21 protein-coding genes, 1 tRNA gene and 1 pseudogene are annotated in these 19870 nt (G+C 64.8%); 12 read left to right on the top strand and 11 right to left on the bottom strand.

Going from position 1 to position 19870, the window contains the following annotated elements; translation table 11 throughout:
* Positions 1-18 precede the first annotated feature (18 nt).
* From HWX53_RS05835 to HWX53_RS05825, 3 genes and pseudogenes are all read right to left on the bottom strand, one after another.
* Positions 19-1638, bottom strand: coding sequence for a histidine kinase famiy protein (locus HWX53_RS05835; RefSeq protein ID WP_175939849.1), 1620 nt, complete (start codon positions 1636-1638; stop codon positions 19-21).
* 102 nt (positions 1639-1740) lie between these two features.
* Positions 1741-2115: pseudogene (locus HWX53_RS05830) on the bottom strand (cupin domain-containing protein).
* 85 nt (positions 2116-2200) lie between these two features.
* Positions 2201-3091: a LysR family transcriptional regulator gene (locus tag HWX53_RS05825; RefSeq protein WP_175939848.1), complete on the bottom strand. Its 891-nt coding sequence runs from the start codon at positions 3089-3091 to the stop codon at positions 2201-2203.
* Positions 3092-3217: 126 nt separating this feature from the next.
* Here HWX53_RS05825 and HWX53_RS05820 point away from each other — a divergent pair, with 126 nt between their 5' ends.
* Positions 3218-4081 (top strand): NmrA family NAD(P)-binding protein, encoded by an 864-nt coding sequence (locus HWX53_RS05820; protein ID WP_175939847.1) that lies wholly within the window; start codon positions 3218-3220, stop codon positions 4079-4081.
* An 87-nt stretch (positions 4082-4168) separates the two neighbouring features.
* Here the strand turns inward: HWX53_RS05820 and HWX53_RS05815 are convergent.
* Positions 4169-4243: transfer RNA gene (locus HWX53_RS05815), tRNA-Arg, on the bottom strand.
* A 187-nt stretch (positions 4244-4430) separates the two neighbouring features.
* Between HWX53_RS05815 and HWX53_RS05810 the strand changes: the two genes are divergently transcribed.
* The gene (locus tag HWX53_RS05810) at positions 4431-4742 is read left to right on the top strand and encodes a hypothetical protein (RefSeq protein ID WP_241269843.1); all 312 of its coding nucleotides are present in this window, start codon (positions 4431-4433) and stop codon (positions 4740-4742) included.
* Between the two features lie 12 nt (positions 4743-4754).
* Here the strand turns inward: HWX53_RS05810 and HWX53_RS05805 are convergent, their stop codons facing one another.
* Positions 4755-4937 carry a hypothetical protein gene (locus HWX53_RS05805; protein ID WP_175939846.1) on the bottom strand — a complete coding sequence of 61 codons (183 nt, stop codon included), beginning with the start codon at positions 4935-4937 and terminating at the stop codon, positions 4755-4757.
* A gap of 85 nt (positions 4938-5022) precedes the next feature.
* Positions 5023-6915: a sugar phosphate isomerase/epimerase and 4-hydroxyphenylpyruvate domain-containing protein gene (locus tag HWX53_RS05800; RefSeq protein ID WP_175940622.1), complete on the bottom strand. Its 1893-nt coding sequence runs from the start codon at positions 6913-6915 to the stop codon at positions 5023-5025.
* 265 nt (positions 6916-7180) lie between these two features.
* Here HWX53_RS05800 and HWX53_RS05795 point away from each other — a divergent pair, with 265 nt between their 5' ends.
* Positions 7181-8047 carry a shikimate dehydrogenase gene (locus HWX53_RS05795; RefSeq protein ID WP_175939845.1) on the top strand — a complete coding sequence of 289 codons (867 nt, stop codon included), beginning with the start codon at positions 7181-7183 and terminating at the stop codon, positions 8045-8047.
* A 52-nt stretch (positions 8048-8099) separates the two neighbouring features.
* Here the strand turns inward: HWX53_RS05795 and HWX53_RS05790 are convergent, their stop codons facing one another.
* Positions 8100-8801, bottom strand: coding sequence for a TetR family transcriptional regulator (locus tag HWX53_RS05790; RefSeq protein WP_175939844.1), 702 nt, complete (start codon positions 8799-8801; stop codon positions 8100-8102).
* 200 nt (positions 8802-9001) lie between these two features.
* Here HWX53_RS05790 and HWX53_RS05785 point away from each other — a divergent pair, with 200 nt between their 5' ends.
* The 7 genes from HWX53_RS05785 to HWX53_RS05755 all read left to right on the top strand — a co-directional run bounded on the left by HWX53_RS05785 (position 9002) and on the right by HWX53_RS05755 (position 14832).
* Complete coding sequence (locus tag HWX53_RS05785; protein WP_175939843.1) at positions 9002-9340, top strand: hypothetical protein; 339 nt, start codon at positions 9002-9004, stop codon at positions 9338-9340.
* Positions 9341-9559: 219 nt separating this feature from the next.
* A complete protein-coding gene (locus HWX53_RS05780; protein ID WP_175939842.1) occupies positions 9560-10063 on the top strand; it encodes a YbhB/YbcL family Raf kinase inhibitor-like protein in 504 nt (167 codons plus the stop codon).
* A 111-nt stretch (positions 10064-10174) separates the two neighbouring features.
* Entirely contained in the window at positions 10175-11542 is a 1368-nt protein-coding gene (locus tag HWX53_RS05775; protein WP_175939841.1) for an MFS transporter, read from the top strand.
* Between the two features lie 1111 nt (positions 11543-12653).
* Positions 12654-13205 carry a type 1 glutamine amidotransferase domain-containing protein gene (locus tag HWX53_RS05770; protein ID WP_175939840.1) on the top strand — a complete coding sequence of 184 codons (552 nt, stop codon included), beginning with the start codon at positions 12654-12656 and terminating at the stop codon, positions 13203-13205.
* A gap of 36 nt (positions 13206-13241) precedes the next feature.
* Positions 13242-13805 (top strand): DUF4142 domain-containing protein, encoded by a 564-nt coding sequence (locus HWX53_RS05765; RefSeq protein ID WP_175939839.1) that lies wholly within the window; start codon positions 13242-13244, stop codon positions 13803-13805.
* A gap of 83 nt (positions 13806-13888) precedes the next feature.
* Positions 13889-14176, top strand: coding sequence for a DUF1488 domain-containing protein (locus HWX53_RS05760; RefSeq protein ID WP_175939838.1), 288 nt, complete (start codon positions 13889-13891; stop codon positions 14174-14176).
* 101 nt (positions 14177-14277) lie between these two features.
* On the top strand, positions 14278-14832 hold the full coding sequence (locus HWX53_RS05755; protein WP_175939837.1) for a hypothetical protein: 555 nt from the start codon (positions 14278-14280) through the stop codon (positions 14830-14832).
* A 96-nt stretch (positions 14833-14928) separates the two neighbouring features.
* Here HWX53_RS05755 and HWX53_RS05750 read toward each other — a convergent pair whose 3' ends face one another.
* A complete protein-coding gene (locus tag HWX53_RS05750) occupies positions 14929-15186 on the bottom strand; it encodes a hypothetical protein (RefSeq protein ID WP_175939836.1) in 258 nt (85 codons plus the stop codon).
* Between the two features lie 191 nt (positions 15187-15377).
* On the opposite strand from HWX53_RS05750, the gene HWX53_RS05745 reads away from it, so the two are divergent.
* Complete coding sequence (locus HWX53_RS05745) at positions 15378-15830, top strand: PA2169 family four-helix-bundle protein (protein ID WP_175939835.1); 453 nt, start codon at positions 15378-15380, stop codon at positions 15828-15830.
* Positions 15831-15939: 109 nt separating this feature from the next.
* Here the strand turns inward: HWX53_RS05745 and HWX53_RS05740 are convergent, their stop codons facing one another.
* Both HWX53_RS05740 and HWX53_RS05735 read right to left on the bottom strand, forming a co-directional pair.
* The gene (locus tag HWX53_RS05740) at positions 15940-16170 is read right to left on the bottom strand and encodes a hypothetical protein (RefSeq protein ID WP_175939834.1); all 231 of its coding nucleotides are present in this window, start codon (positions 16168-16170) and stop codon (positions 15940-15942) included.
* 288 nt (positions 16171-16458) lie between these two features.
* Complete coding sequence (locus HWX53_RS05735; RefSeq protein ID WP_175939833.1) at positions 16459-16821, bottom strand: BON domain-containing protein; 363 nt, start codon at positions 16819-16821, stop codon at positions 16459-16461.
* A 496-nt stretch (positions 16822-17317) separates the two neighbouring features.
* Here HWX53_RS05735 and HWX53_RS05730 point away from each other — a divergent pair, with 496 nt between their 5' ends.
* Positions 17318-18805, top strand: coding sequence for an RNA polymerase factor sigma-54 (locus tag HWX53_RS05730; RefSeq protein ID WP_175939832.1), 1488 nt, complete (start codon positions 17318-17320; stop codon positions 18803-18805).
* 125 nt (positions 18806-18930) lie between these two features.
* Here HWX53_RS05730 and HWX53_RS05725 read toward each other — a convergent pair whose 3' ends face one another.
* Positions 18931-19839 (bottom strand): YihY/virulence factor BrkB family protein, encoded by a 909-nt coding sequence (locus tag HWX53_RS05725; protein ID WP_175939831.1) that lies wholly within the window; start codon positions 19837-19839, stop codon positions 18931-18933.
* Positions 19840-19870: the final 31 nt, after the last annotated feature.

Here is a 19870-nt window from a genome sequence, read left to right as displayed (position 1 = left end):
GTCGCGCAGGCTTCGCGGTCAACTGTCGGTGCCGGGATTGTGCAGCGCCTGCGATATCGCCGCGCGCAATTCGATCGCCTGATACGGCTTGTGGAGCACCGGAAACTCCGTGCCGTCGATGTCGTTTCTCGCGATGGACGTGTCGGCGTAGCCCGTCGTCAGCAAGACGCGCAGCAGCGGCTTGCGGCGTTTCGCTTCCTGCGCGAGCATCACGCCGTTCATGCCTCCGGGCATGATGAGATCGGTAAAGAGCAGTTCGATCTGCGCGTCCCCGCCCAGTATCTCGAGTGCGTCATGCGCCCCGTGTGCGACGCGCGTCTTGTACCCGCCTTGCTGCAGGATCATCGCGGCGACTTCGGCCACATCGGGCCTGTCATCGACAACGAGGATCGTCTCGTTGTGCGCGGACTCGGCGACACGCCGGTGCCGCTGCTCGATGGATGGTTCCGCCGCCACCGCCGGAAAGTAGAGCCGCACTGTTGTGCCGTGGCCCGGCTCAGAGTAGATATCGACCGCGCCGCCCGATTGTCTCGCGAAGCCATAGACCATCGACAAACCCAGGCCCGTCCCCTTTCCTTCTTCCTTCGTCGTGAAGAACGGGTCCATCACATGCGCAAGAATATGGGCAGGAATGCCGGTGCCGTTGTCGCTCACCGACACCCAGACATACTCGCCGGGCGTCAGTTGCGCGAATCCGATGGGCCGTCTATCGGTCAGCGACAGATTGCCGGTGCGCACCGTGACTTGAGGCTTGTCCTTGCCGTGCAGCGCGTCGCGCGCGTTCAGAAGCAGATTGAGCACTGCCACTTCCAGTTGCGAAGCGTCGAGCTGACAATTGCGCAGCGCGGGGTCCGGCACGAAGTTGAGCGCTCCGCTGTCGCCGAACGTGTTTTCCGCAAGTTCCCGAATGTCGGCGAGCCGCGCGTTCAAGTTGATGACTCGGCCGCGCAGTTCCTGCTTGCGCGCGAATGCGAGCAGTTGCTGCGTCAGCGTGGATGCACGCGTGATGGCATCGCGCATCCGTTCCACCGGCATCACGAACCGGCTGAGATCGAACCGCTCTTCGATGCCGAGCTTCATCACATCGACATAGCCGCTCATCACCTGCAACAGGTTGTTGAAGTCGTGCGCGATGCCCCCAGTCAACTGCCCGAGTGCTTCCATCTTCTGCGATTGCCTCAGCGCCTCTTCCGCGTCGCGGCGGCGGCTGATATCGAGTTGAGAGGCGAAGAAATACACGATCTCGCCGGCCTCGTTCCTGACCGGCGAGATAAAGAGTGCGTTCCAGAAGGTCGATCCGTCCTTGCGATAGTTCAGCACCTCGATATTGATTTCGCGGCCCTGCTGGACGGCGTCGCGAATCTCGGACACGGTGGCCTGGCTCGTCTCCGGCCCCTGCAGGAGCCGGCAGTTCTGCCCGATCAATTCCTCGACGCTGAAGCCCGTCAGATTGAGGAATGCGGAGTTCACGAAGACGATCGGGTTGTCCGGCTGATTCGGGTCGGTGACGAGCATGGGCATGCGTGTCGTCGAAACAGCCGCGAAGAAGATATCGTTCGAATGGTCGCTGAAGGATGGCCGTACGTTGCTTACGGTGGGGCGCTCGATGTTCAATTTTTGTCCTCGTTTTAGCCGCATCCACCGTCTTGGCGGTGCGCGAGGACCGCCGAAACCCGGCGATGTGTCGACGAGGATTCTAGCTTGCGGCGCCGAACGTTGTTGCGTTCGCGTAGACGTGAATCACGCTCGCGGCGCGCCGCTCAACTGCTCGTCTATCGTCCTCGTCAGCGGCGACTGCACGTCGCCCGTGTGCTTCGTCTCGACAGGCTCGATCAGCACGATCCAGCATTCTTCGTCGGCGACCGGGTTATGCAGCGTGCCGCGCGGCACGACGTGCATGGAGCCCGCTGGCAAATGCACGGCTCGGCCGCCTTCGTATTCGATGGTGAGATTGCCGCGCACGACGAAGAAAAGCTCGTCTTCGTTCGCGTGGTCGTGCCACGCGAGTTCACCACGCACCTTGGCGACCTTCACATACTGATCGTTGACCTGCGCGACGACTTTCGGCGATCAATATTCGCGGACATCGCTGAACGCGGGATCACGGCAACTGATTAGCTTTACTGAATAACAGGCAAGACGTTTGGTCGAGCGTGACGCGGACTCTAGCGCATAAGCGGACGATCTGCCCGATTTACCGTCATTCGATGAGTGCCGCGAGTTCATCCGCAGTGCCCAACGGAAACGATGCCTTGAGGTGCGCGAGAAAAGCCGACACGCGCGTGCTCAACAAACGCCTCGACGGATACAGCGCCCACAACGCAATCTCCGGCCCGTCGACATCGCCCCAATGCGCCAGCTTGCCCGCGGCGATATCCCGGCTCACCAGCGACAGCGGCAGACAGGCGGCGCCCACGCCGAGGCGAACGGTGTCGCGCACCATGACGAGCGACGACAGCTGCGCGACCGGCTCGATGAGGATGCGCGCCTTTCCGCGCGCGCCGATCACGTCCCAATACGCCATGTCTTCGGGCGTGCCCCGAACGACCGCGCGAACGCTGGATTTCGCAGCGGGTCGCTTGAGTCCCGGCTTGGCCACGACGACGAGCCGGTCGCGCAAGAAGATGCGCCCGACGAGCGTCTCGTTCGGTTCGGGATTGACGCGGATCACGAGGTCATACCCTTCTTCGACCATATTGACCGGGCGATCTTCTGTCGTCACCTCGATGCGGACCTGCGGGTACTTGAGGACGAACGACGCGACCAGCTTTCCCATGGCTATCTGCGAGAAGAGCGCGGGCGCGCTGATGCGCAAGCGGCCGCGCGGCTCATCGCTACCGGATGCAATGGCGGCGGCGCTTTCGTTGAGTTCAGCGAGGAGCGCACCTGTGCGCTCGTAGAGCGCGCGGCCTTCCTGCGTGAGCACGACGCCGCGCGGCCCGCGTTCGAAAAGCCGAATGCGAAGGTCGTTTTCGAGTTCGGTGACGCGGCGCGAAAGCGTCGCCTTGGGCCGCTCGGACGCGCGAGCGGCTTCCCCGAAGCTGCCGTAACGCGCGACAAGATTGAAGTCAGCGAGAGCGAGAAGGTCCATGCGGGTCCTAGTCAGCGTTCCATGGGTGTTCCATGAGTGAGACGCCTCGTCTCTATATCACATCTTCCGGACAGTCAGCGGATCACTTACCTTAGGTGCATGCCAACCACTTGAAGGAGTTCCACCATGACTATTCTCGTTACCGGCGCCACCGGCCGCGTCGGCCGTCAGGTCGTCGAACAACTCGTCAGCCGCCATGCGGACGTTCGCGTGCTCGTGCGCGATCCATCGAAAGCGCAATTCCCGGCAGAAGTGACGGTCGCACTGGGCGATATGCTCGATATCGATTCGCTTCGCCGCGCCTTCGCCGGCGTGCGCACGCTGTTCCTGCTCAACGCGGTGGCGGGCGACGAGTTCACGCAGGCGCTGATTACGCTGAACATCGCGCGGGAGTCGGGCGTCGAGCGCGTGGTGTATCTGTCGGTCATGCACGCGGACCGGTTCGTCAACGTGCCGCATTTCGCCGTGAAGTCCGGCGCCGAGCGCATGATCGAGCGAATGGGTTTCAGCGCGACGATCCTGCGCCCGGCGTACTTCATCGACAACGAACTCATGATTCGGGACGTCGTCGTCGATCACGGCGTTTATCCGATGCCGATCGGGAGCAAGGGCGTCGCCATGGTCGACACGCGCGACATCGCGGAGGTCGCGGCCATCGAACTGTTGCGTCGCGACGAGGCGGCCGCGGATCTTCCCGTGGAGGTTATCGATCTCGTCGGACCGGACACATTGACGGGCTCCGCGCTGGCGTCCATCTGGTCCGACGTGCTCGGCCGGCCGGTGGCGTACGGCGGCGACGATCCGGGCGGGTTCGAGCAGAACCTTAGCAGCTTCATGCCGAAGTGGATGGCGTACGAGATGCGCCTGATGGCCGAGCGTTATGTCAGCGACGGCATGGTGCCGGAAGCCGGCGACGTCGAACGCCTCGTGCGCATGCTGGGGCGTCCGCTGCACACGTACCGCGACTTCGTCACGCAACTGGCGGGTTGAGCGGCGCGGTTGCCGATTGACGAGGACGAATCGGCATCCGCGGGTGCCGATGAAGGGAAGCGTCGGCGGCGCGTTGGGAAGCTATCGTGGTCCCCCCGACAGGAATCGAACCTGTATCTAGCGCTTAGGAGGCACTCGTTCTATCCATTGAACTACGGGGAGCGGACCGCACGTCCCGCCTAACCAATGCGCACTAAGCGTCGTCCGGGCGGGCGGGAGCGCAGAGTATAGCAAACGCATTCGACGGCCATGCGCACCCCGACCGAAAAAGCATCGGCGCAAAGGTTTGGCGACACAACTGCGGGTTTGTCCCTATCAAGTTCCACGCGAGCGCGCCGCCATCGGACACATGGACCCCACATCCGATATCAAGCCCCAGGGCGCGTTTTCGGCGTTGCTGGCAGACCAGGACCTCGCGCATCTTCAGAAGGTGCTGCGTCGTTCGCTGTCTTGCGATCTCGGCGGTCCATTGCTGCCGCCCTCGTATTGGCGCGAGCGGCTGGCTGCCATCACGCGGCAGGCACACCTGTCGCATACGCAGATTCAGATCGTCCACCGGCTGTATCTGGTGATCGATGCGTTCGAAGCCGCGTCGGCCAAGAGCGATGCCGATGCCGAACACCCCGCGCCCGACAATCCGCTCGCCGCGTCAGGCGCTTGAGCGGCCCTTCGGTCAGTGCCGGTGCCGGAGCCACCACTCGCGCAGCGAATGGCCCGGCGCGGCCGCGCGCGTCGCTGCTTTCCCGCGCTGCGCCCGCCTCTCGCGATATTCGTCGCGCCAGTCATGCGCGAGCAACACGAGGCCGATCGCGGCGAGCGCCGCGACGCCGATGAGGATGTCGGAGAAATCGAGCATGGCGCCCTCCCGCTTGCGGCTGCCGTCATGCTTTCATGATAGGCGGCGCGCGGCGCAAGTCGGTGGCATTTACGCGCCAGGTTTCCTATGCCGCCTGCCGAGCGCGCTGTTGCTGCGCGTGCGCCGCGAGCCGCACCGCCGCGTTCGCCGCGCCGTAGCCGTCGTAGCCGCCGCGCCGCTCGATCACTTCGAGAAAGAAGCGCTGATCGAGCTGCTCCGTGTAGGCGTGGAAGAACTCGCCGCCGCGCTCGTCCCGGTCGTAGAGGATGTTGTGCTCGCGCATCGCGTCGATCTGCTCGTCGGGCAGGCCGTAGCGCGCCACGAGATCGTCGTAGTAATTGCGCGGAATGCGCAGGAACTGCACGCCGTCCGCCTCCAAGCGGGGAATCGCGTCGAAGATGTCGGGCGTGCTGAACGCGACGTGATTCAACCCAGAGCCGCGATACGTCGAGAGCGATTCCGACACCGCCGTGAAGCGGTCCATCGACGCGTTGAGCGCAATGCGCACCGAGCCGTCGCGGCTTCGCACCGCGCGGCTGCGCACGAGCCCGTAAGGATCGGGCACGAGCACGCTCGCTTCCGTCTCGAAGCCGAACGCGCTGCGGAAGAAAAGCACCCACGTATCGAGCGCCTCGGCCGGCAGCGAAAGGCACACGTGATCGATGCGCGAAAGCGGCCCGACTTCGTAAGGGCCGTCGATATCCGTCAGCACGAAGTCCGATTCCCATAACGTCGGCGCGCCCGGCGCTTCATCGACGAGATAATCGAGGCTGCCGTCCGGCGACTGCACGCCCGGCACCACTCGCTCGTTCGGTCCCACGCGGCCCGAGAACGGCTTCGAGCCGTAAGCGGCGGCGCGCTCGAACGCGCATTTGGCGTCATCGACATGAAACGCCGACGCGCACAGCGACAAGCCGTGCTGCTGAAAGAACGCGCTCGCGAACGAATCGGCTTCCGCGTTCAGCACGATCGATCCCGCGCCGTGCCGATACAGCGTCACGTCCTTCGACCGATGCGTGCCCGCGAGCCGGAAGCCGAGCTTGCGCAGCCAGTCGGCGACGTGCTCGCGCGTCGTGTCGTCCACGGCGAATTCGAGGAACTGGAAGCCGATGTGCGCAGGCGGCGCGGGCGGATCGAAGAGTTCCGCGCGCGCGCGCTCGCCCATGCGCGCACGCGTCTGCTCTTCGAGAAAGCGCAACGAGCGATGCCCGTCCGCCGCGGTGATGGCGGTCGGCGCGGCGCGAAAGCCGTCGTTGAAGATTTCGAGCGACAGCGGCCCCGTGTAGCCCGCCTCGAGGACGCGCGCCGTGAATCCGGCGACATCGAATGCGCCCTGCCCCGGAAAACAGCGATAGTGGCGGCTCCATTCGAGCACGTCCATCGAGAGCACGGGCGCATCGGCGATCTGCACGAAGGCGATGCGATCGCCGGGAATAGCCGCGATTTCATCGACGGAATCGGCAATGGACAGCGTATGGAAGCTGTCGAGCACGAGACCCAGGCTCGGGTGATTCACGGCATCCACTAGCCGCCACGCGTGCTTGTACGAGTTGACGTGCCGGCCCCACGCGAGCGCCTCATAACCGACGATCACGCCGGCTTCCTCGGCGAGGCGTGCGAGCACGCCGAGCTGATCGACGATGAGCGCGTCGTCGGCGACGGTGTCCGGCGACACGTTGCTGCACGCGAGCATGCGGTCCGCGCCCAGTTCGTGCATCAGGTCGAACTTGCGTTTGGCACGCTCGACGTTTTTCGCGAGCCGCTCGCCGCTCACGCCCTCGAAGTCGCGAAACGGCTGGAACAGATAGATGGCGAGGCCCAGGTCGTCGCAGATACGCCGGACGTCGGCGGGCGTGCCGTCGAAGTAGAGCAGATCGTTTTCGAAGATCTCGACGCCATCGAAGCCCGCCGCGCGAATCGCCTTCAGCTTTTCGACGAGCGTCCCGCTGATGGATACCGTCGCGATGGATGTCGGGATGGAACGCGGCATCGCTGCCTCCTCTGCATTTCGTTGCGGGGTGAACCGTTAGAGTGTAGGCGCTCTGCACGCAGTCCACGTCATTGTGTGCGAGCATAACAAACTAACTAGATGGTACAAAATACGTGAAAATACCGAAGGACAGGATACGCGCGCACGCGCACACTGCGCTTGCAATCGCCGCACTGCACCATCGCGCCCTCTTTACTGCTGTACGCTACGTGCGAGCGTCTAGCCTCAAGCCTCTTCTCGCGGGAGCACTCGCATGACCAGCAAAACTTCGTATCTGATCGGACTGATCGGCTCGGGCATCGCCGGATCGCTGACGCCCGCCATGCACGAGCAGGAAGGCCGCGTGCTCGGGCTGAACTACGTGTATCGGCGCATCGACCTGCAGGCGCTGAAGCTCGAGCCGTCCGCGCTTCCCGACTTGTTGATCGCCGCCGAGCGCATGGGCTACGACGGCCTGAACATCACGTATCCGTGCAAGCAAAGCGTGATCCCATTGCTCGACGAGCTCGACCCCGACGCCCGCGCGCTTGGCGCCGTGAATACCGTCGTGCTCCGGGAGGGCAAGCGCATCGGCTACAACACGGACTGGTCTGGCTTCGCGCGCGCGTTCCAGCGCGGCCTGCCGGATGCGCCGCTCGGTCGCGTCGTGCAACTGGGCGCGGGCGGCGCGGGCGCGGCGGTCGCGCATGCGGCGCTCGTCACGGGGGCGAACGCGCTCACGCTGTTCGACTCGGACGAGGCGCGCGCATCGTCGCTCGCCGCGGAACTGGCGGCGCGCTTTCCGGATCGCGAAGTGACGAGCGGCGGCGACCTGCGCGAGACGTTGCGTCCGGCCAACGGCCTGATTCACGCGACGCCGACCGGCATGGCGAAGCTGCCCGGCATGCCGCTGCCCGCGGAGTATCTGCACAAGGACTTGTGGGTGGCGGAGATCGTCTACTTTCCGCTCGAAACCGAGCTGCTCAAGACGGCGAAGGCGCTCGGCTGCCGCACGGTGAGCGGCGGCGGCATGGCGGTGTGTCAGGCGGTGGATGCGCTGCGCATCTTCACGGGACGCGAGCCCGACGCCGAGCGCATGTTCGCCCACTTCCAGACCTTGCTGCCCGCTGACGCGAAGTAAGCGCGGCATCTAGAACAAAACGGCGGCCTCGCAAGAGAGCCGCCGTTTGTCTTTAGCCTTCGCGCCGCATGTAGCACAGCACCGCTTCGATAATCATCTCGCGATGCCGCGCCCGCGAGCGCGGCCCGGACGGATCGCGCCCGAATGCGGCACTCCACGTATGGCGGTTCGCCACGCGATGAAAGCAAAACGAGCTGATCATCAGATGCAGGTCGAGCGGCTCGACATCGTCCCGAAAACGCCCAGCCGCGACGCCTCGCGCGATGAGGTCTTCGAGTGTCTTGACGACTGTGGCATTGCGCGATTTGAAGGTCTTCGACTGCTCGACATACTTCGCGCCGTGCACGTTCTCGATCGTCACGAGGCGCACGAAATCGCGATGTTTGTCGTGGTAGTCGAACGTGAAACCGATAAGCTCGCGCAGCGCCTGTTCGGGGTCCATCTCCGCGAGTTCGAGTTCCTGTTCCAGCGCGCGGATATCGCCGTAGACTTGCTCCAGCACCGCCTCGTACAGCCCTTCCTTGCTGCCGAAGTAGTAGTACAGCATGCGCTTGGTAGTGTTGGTGCGCTCCGCGATGGCGTCGACGCGCGCGCCCGTGAGGCCCATCGCCGAAAATTCCTGCGTGGCGATGTCGAGAATATTGCGCTTAGTCTCCTCTGGATCGTACTTGCGTCGCCCCTCCGATCCGGCCGGCGTGGACGCAGCACTGGCGGCCTTGCTCACCTCGGTGGCGGCCTTGCTTGCTTTTTTCATGTTTGCGTCTGAGAACGGCATTGGGAAACGATTCTAGCATGGGGGTCATAGCCTTCTTGGCCAAGGAAAGCCCTTCTTTTCAAGGCTTCATCTATACTTTTTCGATGCCCGATTCCCTCACTCGATTTCACTCATTCCGCATGCCGCGTCCCGCAGTTTGCGCCGCATGCTTGGCCCTGTTTTGCACGCTCTGCGCAAGTGTGTCGGCGCAAACGCAGCTTCCGCCGGGCCATCCATCGAGGCCGCAACTGCTCGCGGCCGAAGGCGTGATGACGAGCGCGAACATCGCGCGCGGCGCGGCCGATATCTGCCACATCGATGCCGCCAAGGTCGCGCGCTTCAAGGACGCTGCGCGCGCCAATTTCGTGGACGCGCCTGACTTCGATGCCGAATGGACGCTCGGCTATCGCCAGGCGCAAGCGACGGTAGACCGCTTCGACAAGCTGAAGACGAGCAATCCGGCCGAGTACAAGAAGGAAATCGACGAGGCGTGTCCCGCGCTCAACCGCGGTATCGACGAAGTCACGCAGCCGCAATAGCGGCGGGCGCCTGTATCGAGCATCGCGGCATGGCGCCTCTTAATCCGCGTATATCGCCGATGAGCCGCCCGCAGTAATTCGGGGGCGGATGCTACACTCGACGCGCTCCCCCGGCGCTCGCTCTATTGCGGGCACATTCGCTGCGTGGCTTCGCGCAATCGAAGAAGCGCCACGCGCTGCGGGGCACGCTTCTATCGCTCATCAGGAGGCACGACTCTCATGGCTGATTTCCGCATCTGGTCCGACGAATTTCCAGCGAACGGTTTCATGACCCGCGCGCAGGAACTCGACATGCAGGCGTTCGGCACGTCGGGCGAGAACATCTCTCCCGCGCTCCAGTGGGAAGACCCGCCCGCCGACACCAAAAGTTTCGCGCTCACCGTCTACGACCCGGACGCGCCCACGGGCAGCGGCTTCTGGCACTGGGTCGTGGTCAATATTCCGGCCGATGCGCGCTCGCTGCCGCGCAATGCCGGCAAGGCCGATGGCAGTCTGCTTCCTGCGGGCGCGCTGCAACTGCGCAACGACTACGGCACGGTCGGCTTCGGCGGGGCCGCGCCGCCGCGCGGTGACAAGCCGCATCGCTACATCTTCCGCATTCACGCGCTGCAGGCGGAAAAGCTGCCGCTCGACCTCAACGCGACCAACGCCGTCGCGCGCTTCATGACGCACCTGAATGAAATCGATTCGGCGACCTACACGGGTCTCTACGAACTCAAGTAACGCGTGAGCCACGCATGCCGGGCCGCATGTTCGATCACGCGGCCCGACGCCACAAGCGATTTGAAAACGGCGCGACGTACAATGCGCCGCCTTGCCACTCAAGATCCGTCGATGGATTCCGATCAAGGCCTGCCCCTTCCCCAGCGCTATTGGGCGATTGTCGTCGTCGCGCTCGGCATCACGCTCGCGGTGCTCGACGGCGCGATCGCCAACGTGGCGCTGCCGACCATCGCGCGCAATCTGTCGGCGACACCGGCCTCGTCCATCTGGGTCGTCAACGCGTATCAACTCGCCGTCACCATCTCGCTGTTGCCGCTCGCCTCGCTCGGCGACCGGATCGGCTACCGGCGCGTGTATCTAGGCGGCCTCGCGCTCTTCACGCTCTCGTCGCTCGGCTGCGCGCTTTCCGGATCGCTGGTCGCGCTTACTCTCGCGCGCGTCGTTCAGGGCTTCGGCGCGGCCGGGATCATGAGCGTGAACACGGCCATCGTGCGCATCATCTATCCGCAGAAGCAACTGGGGCGCGGCGTCAGCATCAACGCCACGGTGGTCGCGATCTCGTCGGTGATCGGTCCGACCGTCGCGTCGGGCGTGCTGTCGGTGGCGTCGTGGCCATGGCTTTTCGCGATCAACGTGCCGATCGGGCTCGCGGCGCTCGCCATCGGCATGAAGTCGCTGCCGCGCACGCCGGGCCACCGGCAACCGTACGATTACGTGAGCGCCGTGCTCAACGCGCTGTTCTTCGGCATTGCGATCGTCGCGGTCGATGGACTCGGGCACGGCGAGCATCGCCCATTCGTGATCGCAGAATTCATCGCGACCGGCGTGATCGGCACGATCTTCGTGCGGCGGCAACTGAACCAGAGCGCGCCCCTCTTGCCCGTCGATCTGCTGCGCATTCCGGTGTTCGCGCTGTCGATCGGCACGTCGGTGTGTTCGTTCTGCGCGCAGATGCTCGCGTTCGTCTCGCTGCCGTTTCTGCTGCAGGACAGCTTCGGCATGAGTCAGGTCCAGACCGGCTTTCTGATGACGCCGTGGCCGTTCGTGATCGTGTTCGTCGCGCCGCTCGCGGGCGTGCTGTCTGACCGCTATCCCGCGGGGTTGCTCGGCGGCATCGGGCTGGCGGTGCTGACCGTGGGACTCGTTCTGCTCGCGACGGTCGGCGGGCATCCGGGAGCCTTCGACATCAGCTGGCGCATGGCGATCTGCGGGCTCGGCTTCGGCCTCTTTCAGTCGCCGAACAATCGCCAGATGTTGTCGTCGGCGCCGCGTCATCGCAGCGGCGGCGCGAGCGGCATGCTCGGCACCGCGCGCTTGACCGGGCAGACGCTCGGCGCCGCGCTCGTCGCGTTGATCTTTGGCGTGGAGCCGCATCGCGGGCCGTTGATCGCGCTCGGGGTCGCGGCGGTGTTCTCGGCGGCGGCGGCTGTTGTCAGCATGCTGCGGCTTGCCAGCAAGCAGAGCGTCGAAGCCGCGTGACGCGCGGCGCGCTTCTCTTTGACTGAAGCGCCATCGCGGGTCGCTTGATCGCTCGGCGTGGCAGCGGCATTTGCGGCGGCTGTCAGCATGCTGCGACTTGCCAGCAAGCAGAGCGTCGAAGCGGCGTGACGCGCCGCGCTCGTCTTTGACCGAGACCGCATCGCGGGTCGTTGGTCTCGCTCGGTGTCGCGGCCGCTTCTTTGGGGGCGGCGGTCATCAGCATCGTGCGTCTTGCGAGCAACCACAGCGTCAAAGCGGAGTGACGCGCCGCGCTCGTCTTCGACTAAGACCGCATCCTGGGCCATTGGTAGCGCTCGGCGTCGCGGCGGCGTTTTCGCCGGCGGCGGCTGTCCTCACCATTCTGCGGCTTGCCAGCAAGAGTAGCGTCGAAGCGGCGTGACGCGCGGCGCTCGTCTTTGACCGAGACCGCATCGGGGGTCGTTGGTCTCGCTCGGTGTCGCGGCCGCTTTTTTGGGGGCGGCGGTCATCAGCATCGTGCGTCTTGCGAGCAACCACAGCGTCGAAGCGGCGTTACGCGTCGCGCTCGTCTTCGACTAAGACCGCATTGTGGGCCATTGGTAGCGCTCGGCGTCGCGGCGGCGTTTTCGCCGGCGGCGGCTGTCCTCACCATTCTGCGGCTTGCCAGCAAGAGTAGCGTCGAAGCGGCATGACGCGCGGCGCTCCTCATTGACGAAATCCGCATCGCGGGCCGTTGGTCGCGCTCGGCGTCGCGGCGGCATTCTCCGCGGCGGCGGCCGTCAACATGCTTCGTCTTTCCAGCAAGCACAGCGTCGAAGCGTCGTGAGACATGCTGCTCTCGTCCTCCTACTTCGGCCGCATCGCGGGCCGTTGATCGCTCGGCGTCGCGGCGGCATTCTCTGCGGCGGCGGCTGTCGTCAGCGTGCTGCGCATCACCAGCAAGCACAGCGTCGAACCGGCCTGACGCGCATTCCCGCTGCAACTCGCCCGCCATCCATCACGCCCGCTTCTGCATCCATTGCAAGCAATAACGCGATCAATTGGGCACAACCCTTGCTCCCCTTTCGTTCGTGAATCCGCGCGTGAATCTGCCGCGCGACCATCCGAAACGAGCAATGACAGGAGTGTGTTCATGGCGATTTCCCTCAACGGCTACAAGGTAGCGATTCTCGCCGTCGACGGCTTCGAGCAGGCCGAACTCGTCGAACCGCAGCGCGCGCTGAAGGAAGCCGGCGCCCAGGTCGACGTCATCTCGCAGAAACCGGGCGAGATCCAGGGTTTCAAGCACGTCGACAAGGGCGACACCGTGAAGGTGGATCGCACGCTCGACGAAACGACCGCCGCAGACTACGACGCCGTCGTGTTGCCGGGCGGCGTCGTGAATGGCGACGCCATCCGCCTCGACGCGAAAGCGCAAGCCTTCGTCAAGGAAGCCGATCAGGCGAAGAAGCCGATCGCCGTCATCTGCCACGGCGGCTGGCTCCCGATCTCGGCGGGCATCGTCGCGGGCCGCACGATGACGAGTTGGCCGAGTCTTCAGGACGACGTGCGCAACGCGGGCGGCACGTGGGTCGATCAGGAAGTGCAGATCGACGGCAATCTCATCACGAGCCGCAAGCCCGACGACCTGCCGGCTTTCAATCAGGCGCTGATCGAGGCGCTCAGCAAAGCGCGCGCTGCCTGAATGCGCCGGCTCGACCCACGAACCGGAGCCACGCCGATGCCACGCCAAAGCCGTTTCATCGCCCGTCTCAGCGCCCTTCTGTTCGCGGCCTGCGCGACCATCGCTCAGGCGCAGACCGAAGACGCCGCGAGCGCCAGCACGCCTGCGAACGCGCCGCCATCGCAGAAGCTCTCGGCGACCGACCAGCAGTTCATCCAGGACGCCGGCACCGCGGGCGCGACCGAAATCGCGGCAAGCAAGCTGGCGCTCACGCGCTCGGGCGACAAGGACGTGAAGGACTTCGCACAGCGAATGATCGCGGATCACGCCAAGCTCGCGCGCAACCTCGATGTCATCGCGAAGCGCCACGGCATCACGTCGCCGCCGAGCGCGGATTCGTCGGTCACAGGCAGTCTGCAAAATCTCAAGGGGGCCGACTTCGACAGGGCCTATATTGAGAAAGTCGCGCTCGCCGCGCATCAGAAGGCGGTCGAGCTGTTCGCGAAGGAGAGCGAAAAAGGCAACGATGCCGCGTTGAAGGCGGCGGCGGCGAAGGCACTGCCGATCCTCCGTCACCACTACGCGATGGCGCAGCAACTAGCCAAGGCGAAGGCGTCATGAGCGCCGGGCACCTTCTCGACCGCGCGGACGCACCATGCGTTCGCGCGTCCGCCGGCCCTCGTCCGGCTTATGAGGACTCGACCATGCACATCACGTTTTCCGACGATCCCCCCGTCTACAACGGCGACGATCTTGCCATCCACTTCACGGCGCTCGTCGATGGCGAAGCGGTCGTCTGCTCGATCAGCGCCGAGGCGCTGGAAGACCACTTCGGCGCGAAGTCGCCGCGCGAGGAAGACCTGCTACCCGCGTTCGAAAGCGGCGCGGCGCGCATTCGCGCGGTGTGCGCCGAAGCGCTCGACGACAACGGCGGCCAGTCGGTCGTGTTGCGCAGCGGGCTCTTTCGCGTGGCCGGCATGGAGCCGGAATGATTCCGCGCGCGTCTATGAACGGCTCCGGCGCCGCGCGAGCCGCATTCGCGGGCCACATCCGCGGGCCACACCCGATTAACCGATACTAAAAAGGAGGAAACATGTCCCTGATCATCGCGGGCCGGTTCCAGACTTTTCCTGACGCCGAAACGGCTGCCCAGCGGCTCTTCGCGAACGGCTTCGTGGAAGAGGACGTCACGCTGTTCTTCGTGAACCCGAGCGGGCAGCACGCGCGCTTTCCAATCGGCGGCGACGTCCATACCGACAAGGGCGCGGGCGCCGCGCCCAAAGGCGCCGGCAAGGGCGTGACCATCGGCGCGGTGATCGGCGCGGTCATCGGCGCGGCGATCTTCGCCGTGTTCAAGGCGCCCCTGCTCGTGTCGGTCGCGGCTGCCGGCGTCGGCGCGTATATCGGCTCGCTCGCGGGCGCGATGTCGCACACGAAGAAGAAGCCGGGCGCGGCCGCGCAGCCCGAGGAAGAACCCACGCGTCACTCCGGCGTGCTGGTGGCCGTGCATGTATCGCCCGAGACGTATGACCGCGCCGCGAACATTCTGCGTGAAGCCGGCGGGCTGGACATCGAACGCGCGTCGGGCCGCTGGAAGCAAGGCCGCTGGAGCGACTTCGATCCGCTCAAGCCGCCGCAACCGGTCTGATTGTTACCGTCCGAATCGCATTCAGAAAAGCCGAAGCGCCCGGTTCTCGCCGGGCGCTTCTTCGTGATTCTTTGTTCTGCGCAGCCATGCGCCGCATCAGAGCCACAGCCGCTCGGTCTGCGTCGGCTCTATATGCGCGCGCGGGCGGCAATCTGCAGGGCGCGGGCGCGCTCGCGTCGAGCCGTGCGGCGACGGCTCGCATAGCTGCGAGTAGGCTGCACGCATAGCCGAAGCAGCCGCCGAAGCAGCGGACCGGTCGATCGCTTCTGCACGTACGTGCAGCGTGATCGCCGACGCCACGATCGCAATGAATACGAGAAGCTCGCGATTGGCGAGCGCGCGTGACCATTTCATCGTTTCTCCTGTTGCCTTGTCGCTGCGCGCCCTGCGTGGGACGCGTCGTGATATTTGCGGCAGACGGCCAGCAATGCCCGTGCCGAAGCATACGTCCGTCCGGGCACGCGACGTGCAATACGTACCCGGCAAGCGCGCGCCTCGCACTGGGGCTGCGTCCAACGCAACTTCGTTACTAAAAGGAGGTGTATATGAGCACGAACGTCGTATCGGTACTGAATGACCTCATCGAAACGTCGAAGGACGGCGAGAAGGGCTTCCTCAAGGCCGCTGAAGACACGCGTGACCCGAGCCTCAAGCTGTTGTTTCAGAACCGCGCGGAAGCCTGCGCGCAAGGCGCCATCGAACTGCAAGGTCTCGTGCAGCGTCTGGGCGGCAAGCCGGAAACCGGCGGCTCGATCTCCGGCGCGCTGCATCGCGGCTGGGTGGATGTGAAGTCGGCGGTGACGAGCCCGACCGATCACGCGGTTCTCGCGGAATGCGAACGCGGCGAGGACGCGGCGAAGAAGAACTACCGCCAGGCGCTCGACAAGGACCTGCCGGCCGATATCCGCGCCGTGGTCGAACGGCAGTATCAGGGCGTGGTCGAGAACCACGACCGCATCCGCGATCTGCGAGATCAGTACGCAGCTGCGAAGTCCTAAGCCGAAGTCCTAAGCGCTACCCGCTGTCATAGGCCATCGCCGCTTTCATGCGGCGATGAAAGCAAAACGGCCACTTACGTGGCCGTTTTGTCGAGCGCGCGCCGCAGGCTTAGTGCGGCTGGCCCTTGTCGTTCGTGCCGAGCGACGAAGCGGCAGCCGCCGCCGACGCGCCCTTCAGCTTGTGGCTCTTGTTCTGCTGATGCAGATACGTGCCCTTCTTCTTCGCATGCGCGCCGGAAGCCGCGTCCGTCGTCGCGGCGCTGTCCGATGCCTGCGCGAACGCCGTCGTCGCGAATGCGAGCGCCAGCGCGCCGACCAATGCCATCTTCTTCGTCTTCATCAAGAGCTCCTTTTGCCGGGGCCTTCCAGCGCCGCAGTACGGCGCTTCTTGCCGCCTCTAGTGACGCCTGAACGGGCCGTCTGTTTTTAGGGTGTCAACGATGCTGCGAGGTGATGCATCTTCTGCTTCGAGCCGCGAGCGGAATGACCGCCTGATGCGCAAACCCGCGCCCGGAGCCCGGAGTGCAGCCTTCTTCGGCCACACAACGGACCCCTGCGCGGGTTCGTTTGCTCGCGCCCTGACCCGCCGAGGCAGGCCGGGCATACGAACTATGCCATCACTTTCGTGTTAGTCGGCAGCAATTTTAAGATGGTTCTTCACGGATGCAACACCCGAGACTTCCTTGACAACCTGCTCGGCATTGGTCTTGTCTTCCGCCGACGGCACCGTGCCGGTCAGCGAAACGACGCCGCCGCGCGTCTTCACGTGGATGTGCGTCGACTTCACATTCTTGGCGCTGAGCAGTTCGGCCTTGACCTTGGTCGTGACCGCGCCGTCATCCACCTTCTTGCCGACCTGATCCATTTTCTGGCCAACGGACGATTCCGAGCCCGAGGAGGACGACGTCGAGTTGGTCTGGGCGCCTGCGTTGAGCGCGAACACGACGCACGCGATACCGCCGGCTGCTTTGAGGAATTGAGTCGTCTTCATAGTGATACTCCTTGTTTTCAGTTTTGGTCTTGCGCCCCGGTCTTACCCGCTCGTTGGCGGACATGGATGGAGCGCCCCGTTTGTGTTGCTGGTCTGGTGCGTGTTGCAGTTGCGTCATCTCGGCCGGCGTCGCCGCGCCGACCGCGAGGACCGTGACGCAACATGCGTGCCGGGTCGCGTCCGACGAAGGCAGCGTTCGGCGGCGAACACGTTGGCAAGGCTGAAGTCTGCGGGCTCTCAGCGTTTTCGATGACGTCGCGCGCCATGCCGCCGAGGGCGGCGACAACCCCGCGCGCTAAGCCTCGCCCGGCGCGGTGCTTTTGTCTGAGCCCGTGTAAAAACTGCGTGAAAGTGGCCTTCCGCACGCATCAATGTGGCGCTCGTCGAGAGAAAAAACTCAAGCTCAGCATGGCTTTAGCAATCGATGGCATAGCTGTTGCTTTAGGTGGTCGACACATACATCGACCCCGTCAAGAACATCGAGGATTAGCAAGCAATGCCGCCTTCACTCGAACTCCGCACCAAGCAAAGCCTTGCGCTCACCCCGCGCCTGCAGCAGTCGGTACGCCTGCTGCAGCTTTCGTCGCTCGAATTTCAGCAAGAGCTGCGTAACGCGCTGGATACCAACCCCTTCCTCGAATACGACGAGTCGCAAACCGAGGACAACGCGCTCGGCGCGGACAACGGCAACTCGATGAGCGACACCGCGCTCTCGCCCGCCGCCGACAGCCCCGCCGAGGCGCCGCTCGCCTCCGAAACCAGCATGGACGGCGATTCGGGCGCGGACAGCGGTTCGCGCGACGACGCCATCAGCGAATTCTCGTCCGACCCGTTCGGACGCAACGCCTCGCGCAATAACGGCGATGGCGAAGGCTCCGATCCGGCCGACTGGGTCCGTATCGAACCGTCGCTGCACGAAACGCTGCACGACGCGCTGCGTCTTTATCAGCTCAACGAACGCGATCGCGCGGTCGCGCAGCTCATCATCGAGGCGCTCGACGACGACGGCTATCTGCGTCAGGAATTGAGCGAACTGGCCGATGTCGTCGACATCGAGCCGGCGATCAACGAGGACGAACTCAATATCGCGCTCAAGCTCGTGCAGTCGCTCGACAAGCCGGGTGTCGGCGCGCGCAATCTGTCCGAATGCCTGACGCTGCAACTCGACGCGATGCCCGAAGACACGCCGGGCCGCGACGTGGCGCGAGAAATCGTCGGGCATCATCTCGAGCGGCTCGCGCGCCGCGAGCAGGCCGAGTTGCAGAAGAAGATCGGCTGCAGCGCCGAAGAACTGCGCATCGCGTGCGCGCTCGTGCGCCGTCTCGACCCGAAGCCGGGCGAGAACTACGGCCAGAGCGAAGACAACTACGTGGTGCCGGACGTGATCGTGCGTCAGGTCAAGAAGCAGTGGGTGGTGACCATCAATCCGGCGGTGCTGCCCCGCGCGCGCATCCATCGCATGTACGCGGAACTCTTCGCGCAGTCGGCCGGCGCGAGCCGTTCGCCGCTCGCGCAGCAGTTGCAGGAAGCGCGCTGGCTGATCCGCAACGCGCAGCAGCGCTTCACGACGATTCAGCGCGTGGCCGAATGCATCGTCTCGCATCAGAAGGCGTTCTTCGACTATGGCGAGATTGCGCTGAAGCCGCTCGTCCTGCGCGATGTCGCCGATGAGCTCGGCCTGCACGAATCGACCATTTCTCGCGCGACGGGCAACAAGTACATGTCGACGCCGCGCGGCATCTTCGAGTTCAAGCACTTCTTCCCGCGCGAACTCAGCACGGAAAGCGGCGGCACGTGCTCGGCCGCCGCGGTGCGCGCGCTGCTGAAGGAAATGATCGCGAAGGAAAACACGCGCGATCCGCTGTCAGACGTGAGTCTCGCGAAGATGCTCGCCGATCAGGGCGTGATCGTCGCGCGCCGCACGGTGGCGAAGTATCGGCATCTGATGAAGGTGCCGCCTGCGGAACTGCGCAGGCAGGCTTGACGGCAGAACGCCGCAAGCAGTTTCCGCGCTCCCTGCACTCAGCGAAGACCCGGTCAAGCGAATCGCAGAGCAGCACAGCAGGAAGCGCCATGTCGGGCCGCCCACATCGGGCGGCCTTTTTTTCGTCAGCGCCAGCCGGACTCGCGATGCGTGCGCTTGCGCGCCGCCGTCGCGGAAAGCTCGGCGCCTAGCAAGAAGACCGCCGCCGAGTAGTAGAGCCACAAGAGAATGACGGCGAGCGATCCCGCCGCGCCGAACATGTTCGCCGTGCCCGCGTGTTGCACGTAGAGCGCGAAAAGCCGCTTGCCGCCTTCGAACAGAAGCGCGGCGGCGGCTGCGCCGAGGGCGGCATCGCGCCAGCGCATGCGCGTCGTCGGCAAGAACTTGAGCAGAACGGAGAACGCGAGCATCAGCATGGCCAGCGAAATGGCGTGGCGCGTGAGGCTCGATAGCACGACGAACGGATTGCCGTCGCCGAGCGCCCAATGGCCGAGCACTTCGACGGCCGCGTCGAGAAGCAGCAGCGCGACGACGAGCAGCCCCGCGCCGACCACGAGCGCGAATGACATCACCCGCACGCGCAACAGGCCGACGATGCTCTCGCGCGTGCTGACGATAGGCGTCGGCCAGATGACGTTGAGCGCGCTGTGCAGCGACGAGAACGTGGCCGACGCGCCGACCAGCACGCCCGCGATGGACAGCACCGCCGTGCTGCGCGCCATGTCCGCGTGCCGCGCGTTCGCGACGATCGCTTCGAGCGTACGCGCGGCATCCGCGCCGACGATGCCGCTGATTTCATCGAAGAGGCGCCCCTGCACGGCGTCCGCGCCGAAGAAGATGCTCGCCACCGCGATCACGATGACGAGCGTCGGCGCAAGCGAGAACGCCGCGAAGAACGAGATAGCCGCCGAGAACATCAGGCAGTGGTCCTGAATCCACTGCGTGACGGGATCGGCGACCCACGAAAGCCAGCCGAAGCGCGTGGTGCGGCCTTCGGCGAGCGGTGTCATCGAGTCGGGAACGTGGCGGTTCATCGGCAAGGGCGGCGCAAGCGTGCGCTTTCGT

The sequence above is a fragment of the Caballeronia sp. BCC1704 genome (assembly GCF_902833455.1).
In the GTDB taxonomy this organism is placed as follows: Bacteria; Pseudomonadota; Gammaproteobacteria; order Burkholderiales; family Burkholderiaceae; genus Caballeronia.
Note: the sequence above shows the minus strand (reverse complement) of the source record. Positions and strands in the feature narration are given on the sequence as shown.

What these genes read in the sequence shown, in the direction of transcription:
- HWX53_RS05795 (WP_175939845.1), top strand. Translation starts at nt 7,181, where the DNA reads ATGACCAGCAAAACTTCGTATCTGATCGGACTGATCGGCTCGGGCATC.
- HWX53_RS05730 (WP_175939832.1), top strand. Translation starts at nt 17,318, where the DNA reads ATGCCGCCTTCACTCGAACTCCGCACCAAGCAAAGCCTTGCGCTCACC.
- HWX53_RS05810 (WP_241269843.1), top strand. Translation starts at nt 4,431, where the DNA reads ATGGACCCCACATCCGATATCAAGCCCCAGGGCGCGTTTTCGGCGTTG.
- HWX53_RS05835 (WP_175939849.1), bottom strand. Translation starts at nt 1,638, where the DNA reads ATGCGGCTAAAACGAGGACAAAAATTGAACATCGAGCGCCCCACCGTA.
- HWX53_RS05770 (WP_175939840.1), top strand. Translation starts at nt 12,654, where the DNA reads ATGGCGATTTCCCTCAACGGCTACAAGGTAGCGATTCTCGCCGTCGAC.
- HWX53_RS05750 (WP_175939836.1), bottom strand. Translation starts at nt 15,186, where the DNA reads ATGAAATGGTCACGCGCGCTCGCCAATCGCGAGCTTCTCGTATTCATT.
- HWX53_RS05745 (WP_175939835.1), top strand. Translation starts at nt 15,378, where the DNA reads ATGAGCACGAACGTCGTATCGGTACTGAATGACCTCATCGAAACGTCG.
- HWX53_RS05735 (WP_175939833.1), bottom strand. Translation starts at nt 16,821, where the DNA reads ATGAAGACGACTCAATTCCTCAAAGCAGCCGGCGGTATCGCGTGCGTC.
- HWX53_RS05825 (WP_175939848.1), bottom strand. Translation starts at nt 3,091, where the DNA reads ATGGACCTTCTCGCTCTCGCTGACTTCAATCTTGTCGCGCGTTACGGC.
- HWX53_RS05760 (WP_175939838.1), top strand. Translation starts at nt 13,889, where the DNA reads ATGCACATCACGTTTTCCGACGATCCCCCCGTCTACAACGGCGACGAT.
- HWX53_RS05765 (WP_175939839.1), top strand. Translation starts at nt 13,242, where the DNA reads ATGCCACGCCAAAGCCGTTTCATCGCCCGTCTCAGCGCCCTTCTGTTC.
- HWX53_RS05790 (WP_175939844.1), bottom strand. Translation starts at nt 8,801, where the DNA reads ATGAAAAAAGCAAGCAAGGCCGCCACCGAGGTGAGCAAGGCCGCCAGT.
- HWX53_RS05805 (WP_175939846.1), bottom strand. Translation starts at nt 4,937, where the DNA reads ATGCTCGATTTCTCCGACATCCTCATCGGCGTCGCGGCGCTCGCCGCG.
- HWX53_RS05780 (WP_175939842.1), top strand. Translation starts at nt 9,560, where the DNA reads ATGGCTGATTTCCGCATCTGGTCCGACGAATTTCCAGCGAACGGTTTC.
- HWX53_RS05775 (WP_175939841.1), top strand. Translation starts at nt 10,175, where the DNA reads ATGGATTCCGATCAAGGCCTGCCCCTTCCCCAGCGCTATTGGGCGATT.
- HWX53_RS05740 (WP_175939834.1), bottom strand. Translation starts at nt 16,170, where the DNA reads ATGAAGACGAAGAAGATGGCATTGGTCGGCGCGCTGGCGCTCGCATTC.
- HWX53_RS05755 (WP_175939837.1), top strand. Translation starts at nt 14,278, where the DNA reads ATGTCCCTGATCATCGCGGGCCGGTTCCAGACTTTTCCTGACGCCGAA.
- HWX53_RS05725 (WP_175939831.1), bottom strand. Translation starts at nt 19,839, where the DNA reads ATGAACCGCCACGTTCCCGACTCGATGACACCGCTCGCCGAAGGCCGC.
- HWX53_RS05820 (WP_175939847.1), top strand. Translation starts at nt 3,218, where the DNA reads ATGACTATTCTCGTTACCGGCGCCACCGGCCGCGTCGGCCGTCAGGTC.